Source organism: uncultured Porphyromonas sp. (genome assembly GCF_947254915.1).
Lineage (GTDB): Bacteria > Bacteroidota > Bacteroidia > Bacteroidales > Porphyromonadaceae > Porphyromonas.
This window is the reverse complement of sequence record NZ_CAMYEZ010000109.1, coordinates 1-7,328: the sequence shown is the minus strand read 5'-3', so window position 1 is coordinate 7,328 and position 7,328 is coordinate 1. Positions and strand designations below refer to the sequence as shown.

9 protein-coding genes and 1 pseudogene are annotated in these 7,328 nt (G+C 52.3%); 1 reads left to right on the top strand and 9 read right to left on the bottom strand.

The genetic code is table 11. The annotated features are described in order from the left end of the window. The 9 genes and pseudogenes from Q0X57_RS06790 to yajC all read right to left on the bottom strand — a co-directional run. The coding region (locus Q0X57_RS06790; RefSeq protein ID WP_297729412.1) for a molecular chaperone DnaJ at nt 1-543 on the bottom strand (543 nt) is incomplete at its 3' end. 36 nt (nt 544-579) lie between these two features. Beyond that, a complete protein-coding gene (locus Q0X57_RS06785) occupies nt 580-1,308 on the bottom strand; it encodes a TatD family hydrolase (RefSeq protein ID WP_297729409.1) in 729 nt (242 codons plus the stop codon). Next, a complete protein-coding gene (gene yidD, locus Q0X57_RS06780; RefSeq protein WP_297729415.1) occupies nt 1,305-1,580 on the bottom strand; it encodes a membrane protein insertion efficiency factor YidD in 276 nt (91 codons plus the stop codon). Before yidD ends, Q0X57_RS06785 begins: the two co-directional genes overlap by 4 nt. 84 nt (nt 1,581-1,664) lie before the next feature. Then, a pseudogene (locus Q0X57_RS06775) lies at nt 1,665-2,063 on the bottom strand (ribonuclease P protein component); the annotation flags it as partial. Continuing rightward, the gene (locus tag Q0X57_RS06770) at nt 2,060-2,809 is read right to left on the bottom strand and encodes a uroporphyrinogen-III synthase (protein WP_297729406.1); all 750 of its coding nucleotides are present in this window, start codon (nt 2,807-2,809) and stop codon (nt 2,060-2,062) included. The gene Q0X57_RS06770 and the pseudogene Q0X57_RS06775, both read right to left, overlap by 4 nt. A 40-nt stretch (nt 2,810-2,849) precedes the next feature. After that, complete coding sequence (locus tag Q0X57_RS06765) at nt 2,850-3,548, bottom strand: DUF4271 domain-containing protein (RefSeq protein ID WP_297729403.1); 699 nt, start codon at nt 3,546-3,548, stop codon at nt 2,850-2,852. Between the two features lie 15 nt (nt 3,549-3,563). Next, nucleotides 3,564-4,217 (bottom strand): dephospho-CoA kinase, encoded by a 654-nt coding sequence (gene coaE / locus Q0X57_RS06760; protein ID WP_297729400.1) that lies wholly within the window; start codon nt 4,215-4,217, stop codon nt 3,564-3,566. 26 nt (nt 4,218-4,243) lie between these two features. Next, on the bottom strand, nt 4,244-5,251 hold the full coding sequence (locus Q0X57_RS06755; RefSeq protein WP_297729398.1) for a CdaR family protein: 1,008 nt from the start codon (nt 5,249-5,251) through the stop codon (nt 4,244-4,246). Nucleotides 5,252-5,281: 30 nt separating this feature from the next. Beyond that, on the bottom strand, nt 5,282-5,599 hold the full coding sequence (yajC, locus tag Q0X57_RS06750) for a preprotein translocase subunit YajC (protein ID WP_297729395.1): 318 nt from the start codon (nt 5,597-5,599) through the stop codon (nt 5,282-5,284). Nucleotides 5,600-5,824: 225 nt separating this feature from the next. Here yajC and Q0X57_RS06745 point away from each other — a divergent pair, with 225 nt between their 5' ends. Beyond that, nucleotides 5,825-7,207, top strand: coding sequence for an Ig-like domain-containing protein (locus Q0X57_RS06745; RefSeq protein ID WP_297729392.1), 1,383 nt, complete (start codon nt 5,825-5,827; stop codon nt 7,205-7,207). The last annotated feature ends 121 nt before the right edge of the window (nt 7,208-7,328 follow it).

Genomic DNA, 7,328 nt, shown 5'->3' with positions numbered 1-7,328 from the left:
TGCCAGTATGGCTTGTAGCTGCTGGAGGTCGCAAGCTTTGTAAGCTTTGACCGCAGCGAGAAAGAACTTCTTGTCCTCCTCCGTGTAGTACGGGTTGAGGTCTGGGTGGAGGCGTTTGACGAGGATCTTGTAGATCTCTTTGAGCTCTTTGCTTTCCTCGGGAGTGAGTCGCGGGGCATTCCAATAAGCTTGTGCCGCCTTGAGCTGATCCAGCTTTTGCTCCAGGAGCCTACGATACTCGAGGCGCTGCTGCGCCATCTGCTTGTCTACCTCGACGAGGTCGGGCGCTTGGTCACGATTGATGTAAGCCTGTAGGAGCGAGCGCCGCAAGCGTAGTGCCGCTATGGAGAGGCCTAGACGCAACTGGGTGTACAGCAGCTTGCCGAAGTAGTGCATATAGAGCGCCGATAGGTGGGGCGCCTCGTGATCCGTCATATTCTGATACTGGGATACGAGCGTCGTGTAGGCTGCAACGAGCATATCGTACTGCTCTCGCAGCATCTGATACTCTGGGGAGCATGCTAGCTGATCTGTCTCTGTCATCGCTTTCAATCTGTTAGCGCTACTAAGGTAACGCTTTTAGCGCAAAGAGCCTAGCCTCTCTACTTGTTGCCAGAAAGGTGTCGCTGTCACGCGCTCTGCCAGCGCCTCGGGGGTGATGGCGAGCGCCGTGGCTAGATGGGTGTAGATCTCCGCTAAAGCCTCCCGATGCGTAAGACCCTGGGGCAGTTCGTCGGTCTCGACAAGTAGCGCATTCGCCTCATAGGCTAGTTGCAAAGCTGCTAAGTCGTAGTGACGACCGAAGGAGAGCGCAAAGCCTTGGTGTAGCATCATCTGCGCCACCTCTCCCCTAGCCCGAAAGCCATGTAATACCATCGGAGGGAGCTGGTCAAACTCTTGCGCCAGCTCTCTACGTATCTCAATCGTTTCGCTCCAAGCGCGCACAGTGTGTAGGAGGATAGGACGATGGAATTGACAGGCTAAGCGCATTTGCGCCTCTAGCCAGGTTCGTTGCTCAGCGAGAGAAGCGTTGCTACGCACCTTGTCAATGCCACACTCGCCGACAGCGACGATCTGAGGGGTAGACGCTAGGAGGCTTCGCATCTGATCGATGAGGTCTGACAAACGCTCCGCTAGGGGCAGAGACCAGGGGTGAAGGCCTATCGAATAGAGTTGTCCCTCCTGGATCGTGACGCCACCGCTCCACTCCTCGTAGGTGAGTGAGCGAATGGCTAGCCCGTTCACCTCGTGGCTATGAGTGTGACAGTCTAAAAGCTCTCGGTGGCTGTGGTGTCGCTCGTTGCTCATCGTCGTGGTGGCACGGGGTCGTAACCCACATGTCGATTGAAGGGGTTACATCGTAAGAGTCTCCAAATGGTTAGCCAAGTACCCTTGAGTGCGCCATGCACTCGTAGCGCTTCTAGTGCGTACTGCGAGCAAGTGGGTGTGAAGCGACAGCTGGGTGGTAGCAAGGGCGAGATGCAAGCGCGATAAAACTTGACTGGGTAGCTCAGTAAGCGGACCGCTAGTGAGAGCTGCTGCGAGTCTGCTTGATTAGCTTGGGTAGAAGGTGCTGCCATCGTCTGCTTTGGACGATTGGGCGAAGCTTTCGCCACTGAGGACGTCGGGCTTGACTTGTCTATCTCCTTGACGATACGTGCTATGGCTTGCTCTACGGCTTGCTCTAGCTCAGAGTAAGTCGGCATCGTCTTAGCGACAGACTGGAGCGCTAGTCGCACGGTGCAGTGATGCTGGGTGGCAACTTGCCAGAGCGGAGTCTTGTGAAGCCGATAAGCTGAGCGGGTCATGCGCTTGATACGGTTACGATCAACGGCATGCTTGAAGCGCCGCTTGGCGACCGAGGTCATGACAGCGACCTGCGCCTGTTCGCCAGGGAAGTGCGTGGCGAGAGGCTCGGCGAGCCATACGACACGAATGGGGTAAGAGACGAATGAGCGCCCCCGATCATACAGTCGCTCTATCTCCTCACGCAGATAGAGTCGCTCACCTTTGGGTAGATGTCGGTTCTGGAGGGAGCGAGGGTTGCCTTCCTCCGTAGTCATCCCTCCTGCTCGGCAAGGAAGTTGCTCAGCAACTCAGGCATCGGTGGATCCTGACGACTGCCCGTAGACTTGATGTCCACTCTGAGTCCTAGCTCCTCGGCTCTTTGCGCAGTCTTGGGCCCGACGGTAGCGATGATTATATCCTCTTGTTTGAAGTCGGGGACATTCTCAAAGAGTGAGGTAATCCCAATCGGACTGAAGAAGATGATCATATCGTAAGGCAATGGCTTCTCAAGTTCTAACTCCCGAGGTATGGTGCGATACATAACCGACTTAGTATAGTCTATGCCAGCCTCCGTAAGCAGGTCAGAGAGCTTATCGCTGTGCTCCTCAGCGACGGGTAGGAGATACTTCTCGCTCTTGTGCTTGGTAATGACCTTGACCAGATCCTCGGTACGTCCTGTCGGTGAGAAGAAGACTTTGCGCTTACGGTAGTTGACAAACTTCTGCAGGTATGGAGCGGACATCTCGGAGCTACAGTAATACTTCATCGTATCTGGGATCGATATGCGCATCTCTTTCATCAGCGTGAAGAAGTGCAGGATAGCAGTACGAGAGGTAAAGATGATGGCTGTGTAGTCCAACGGATTGATGCGCTGCTGACGAAACTCTTTCGCTGCAACCGTCTCGACACGAATGAACTGCTTGTAGTCAAGCTCCACTTGATACTTCTCAGCAACTTCGGTGTATGGATTGGCCATCAGTGGGGCGGGCTGAGAAATAAGTATTTTTTTAATCCGTGACATACTCACAGGCAGGGGTGCTAATGGTATACGATAGATTCTTTTATGGGATCAGCATTCCAAAGCCTACGAGATAGGCAAGAGGAGCCACTTCCTGACTGCAAAGGTACAAAGAAATAAGCAAAGGAGTCACTCCAGCCTCCCCCAGCCATCGGGCTGTGGGCAAAATGATCGCAAGGCGCCATAAGAGGATGACAGCCACTGTGAGCCAAAGTGCGACCTCCTGCCAGACGCCCGCCAGTAGTAGCAAAGAGCTTATGTAGAGGGGCAGGGGCCATAGCCACTCCAAGATGCTGTAGTGACGTACCCAGTGTAGGTAAAAGGCGGAGTCAAGGTAGATCCCCGCCAGTAGACGATTGACACCTAGATAAAGGCCGCTCAAGATCAGACTACCGAGGGCTAGAGCGCCTATCTGCGAGAGCGTCGTCCAGAGCTCGCCTGTGGGTAAGCCTCCATAGTAGCGCAAGAGCAGACAGCCCGTTACACCGACCAGCAGATGTCGCTGCAACCCACCTAAGAGTGTATAGGTGCCGACAGAGACCCGGTGTACTAAGTTGCGAAAGAAGATGTGCCCTCTATTATATAGTAACGCATCTACCGAGCGAGACATAAGAGAGCCTACCCACATCTGCATAAGCGCTGGGAGCAAGAGCAGCATGAGGAGCAGCAGTAAGATAATATCCTCAGCTCCCCGATCTGCCCCAAAAGGGGTCAACGCCCACAACCCGACCGAACTCGCCATACACGCAAAGAGTATCTACAGAGTGGCTAGATGAGAGAGGAGCTGTGTTACCTGTCCCTCCAGCTCCTGCACACCATCATTGTGAATCTCATAGAGTGGCAGCTCTGAATGCGCCTGCTGAAGGGTGGCAAAAGAGTAGCTTGCCTGACGATCGATCCGTGCTTGTACCTGCTCGAGCGAAGCTCCGTCACGCTCCTGAACACGAGCCACACGTACCGCCTCAGGAGCTGTCACCACGACCACCGCATCGCAAAGATGATAGAAGCCAGACTGCCATAAGATGGCGCTCTCTAGGACGACCCACCCCTCGGGAGCTTGCTGCTCCATAGCCCAAGCCTTTAGCTGGTCAGATACATAAGGGTGAATGATCTGCTCTAGATCGTGCAATAAGGAGCGCCCTTCATCAGACGGAGCGAACACTTTACGAGCGATCTCATCGTAGCGAGGCTTCCCCTCCGCATCGTAGACCTCCGCACCTAGCAACGCAATGACCTGCTGACGCACCTGCTCACTATCGGTGTAAGCCCTCCGCGCCACCGCATCACTGTCCATAAGGGGTAGTCCTGACTGGACAAGCTTCTGACCCACGAAGCTTTTGCCCGCACCAATTCCTCCCGTCAGTCCTAAGATACGGGGGGGGATTGGTGCGGGCAATTTTTTTTTGTTCATAACTCAGTAGCCACTACGGCTCACGGCTAGGTAGCCTCTAGGATATACTGTACCGCCTTGGGGGCTGCAGTAGCACGCACCACCCAGTCGGGTAGACCCTCGATTCTTACGGGGAGCATCTCGGGGCGCTTCTCCCCATTCTGCACAGCTTCTGATATTTGACTCAGATCCACGACCACCGAGACTTGGTTGCCGATAGGCTTATTGTAGTCCGTGATCGGCATCGTCAAGGTCAGAGAGACACGCGCTGGGAGGAGCTTGGCGACAAAGCCTGCTGGCGTGTTCAGAGCCACGACTGGCAGTTCGATGCGTCTCTCCGTGAGCTCGACGACAGAGATCTGTAGCTGCACACTGTCGGGAGAGCTATGCACGTTGGGGATCTCTTCGAGAGGTACTCGCAGTACCTTGTCTTGCGACAAGTTCTTGTAGAGCAGCCCTTTGGTGCGCACTTCGCTAATTCCCTCCAGCGCCTCACGACTACCATATAGCTCGACCGTGGTCGGAGTCATCGTGAGCGGGAGAACCATGTAGCCATCCTTAGCAGAGGCCGACACGCGATTGATGACTGGCACCTCTTTTCTCTGGAGAGGAAATGCGCGTAGCGAGATCTGATTGGGGTAGATCTCACGAATCTGCACAGCACTTCCGAGGCTCTCACGCACCTTCTGTGTCAAGACCGCATTGCTAAAGAGGATGCGCCCTCCCAGGGGAACCCGCTGAGGCATCGATAGCTTGATCGGTGTCACCCCTTTCATCCAGCGAAAGAGGAGCTGCGAACCTTTTGCCGAGACGCTAACGTCCAGCATGGTCGGCTGCTCGCCCTCTAGACCGATTGCCTTCGGCATCTCCTCGTATACGATGGGGATGTGGACGATCGAAGTCGTGCCACGAGAGAGCGTCTGCATAAACCATAGGGCGGTCGCTAGGAGCACCCACACAGCAATCGCCAGCAGACGTTTCAAGCCAGGGATACGCTGCTTACGCACCACAGGTTCTCCACCTGGGCGAAGCTTAGGGGTCAGATTGAGTCGCACCGCTCGCGTCTTAGCAGGTTGGGGAGTCTACTAGCGTGCGTTAGGATCCGTGCCGAGCGGATATACCGAGCTCTTGGAGATCTCTATGCAGACATCCTTGGCTATCTCCACCTCAAAGGTCTGTTCGTACACCTTGCGGATCACACCATGCACACCGCCAGCGGTTATGATAGAGTCGCCCACAGCGAGCGCATCACGCTGCTGTTGCAGTTTCTTCTGTCGCTTGCTCTGAGGGCGAATGAAGAAAAGCCAAAAGATCAAGATGATGACTACAAAGAATGCGAGCGAAGTCCACGCAGGGGCTCCCTGTGGTGCTGCCTGTGCTGCTTGTAGAAGGAATATATTCATAGGTATCTATAGTTGATGAATTCAATTACTTCTGCAAACTTACAAAAAACCGCCCGCATAGCGCAGGCCTCTCTTCTTTTTGGGGGTGTTTTCTCCAGCTACTCAAGTTAGGAGTTGGCCTTTAGCGAAGCTCTCTTGTATGGATTTACGATAAAAAATCATTACCTTCGTAGTTCCTATCAAAAGGACAACCAAATAACTTCACTAACAAGCTATACTCACTTTATGACTAAAACACCTATTCTAATGGCTCTCTACTTAAAGGGTGCCTTACTTCTAAGCCTTATGCTTCTAGTCTCTTGTACAGATGACTGCCCTGACGTCCCCAAGATGGCTTTTGAGCAGTCCACACTAGAGCTGTACGTCGGGGAGCAAGCCACACCCAAGTTGCTACATACCCCAAAGGCTACTATCACCTGGCAAAGCTCTAATCCTAAAATAGCCACTGTCCAAAACGGAACAATCACTGCCATAGAGCCTGGTACTGCTATCATTACAGCTACTGCACAAGGGTCTGTAGCTAGACTAACCCTAACAGTCCTTGAGAAGAAGGGGATGTCAGAGACTATAGCCTTTGGAGACAAGCGGCTCTTACAGCTTATCCTAGCACAGCACCCCACGGCTGACGCCAATAACGATGGGCAGTTATCCCCTCAAGAGGCTCTTACGGTGACCTCTCTCAAGTTTGGATATAAACCAGACGATCAAATACCCGAGGACAAAAAGATTACAGATCTGAAAGGGCTTGAGTACTTTCTCAATCTAGACTCTCTAGATGTCAATAGTCAGCCTGTAGGCTCTTCAGTAAAGTCTATAGAGGGCTTGACTAAGCTCAAATATCTACGTATAGGCTATGTCGGGCTGAGTGAAATCAACACAAGTCAAATGCCCGAGCTCTTAGATCTTCGCTTATTTGGGAATAAAGATCTTCACCAGATAGATCTAAGTAACAATAAGAAGCTACAAGAGCTATACTGTCAAGACACTAAACTGACAGAACTAGACCTAACACAACTAGCAGAGCTCCAGAAGGTTCTAGCCAATCGCTGTAAGCTACGTAAGATTACATGGGGACAGCATCCTAAGCTTGAGCGAATAGAGCTGGTCAAAAATCAGCTCACATCGTTAGACCTATCTAATATGCCATTACTACAAGAGCTACACGCTGACAATAATCAGCTACAATCCGTACAACTGAAGAACTTGCCTAGCCTACAACGCCTAAACCTGTATCAAAATCACCTCAAGCAGATAGACTTATCTCAAGGTTTTGAGAAGCTCATGTTTCTATTCCTCTTTGACAATGCGCTGACAGAGATTGACCTCAGTCATCTGCCGAAGCTATTTAAGCTGATGATCTCAAAAAATCCTCTTCATGCTCTCGACTGTTCGTCTAATCCTATAATTCGAGAGATTACAGCTGAGGAGATGCCTGAGATGGAGTGGGTGAACCTAAAGAATGGGGGCTATAATGAAGAGGCTCAGTATGAGATTGCCACTGACAATCCCAAGCTGACCAAGGTTATAGTAGATGCAGGAGACGAGGAGACGCACCTTAAGAATGTGTTTAAGAACAATCCTAAAGTACAGATCGTCACGGAGCCATAGGCTAGACTGTCAAAGCATTTGAGGAGAATGTAATTCGTAAGGGTTACAAGCCCTATGGCTAGACAACTAATTCTCAACTCTTATAAGGGGGGTGGTGTCGACGACACCACCCCCCTTACTT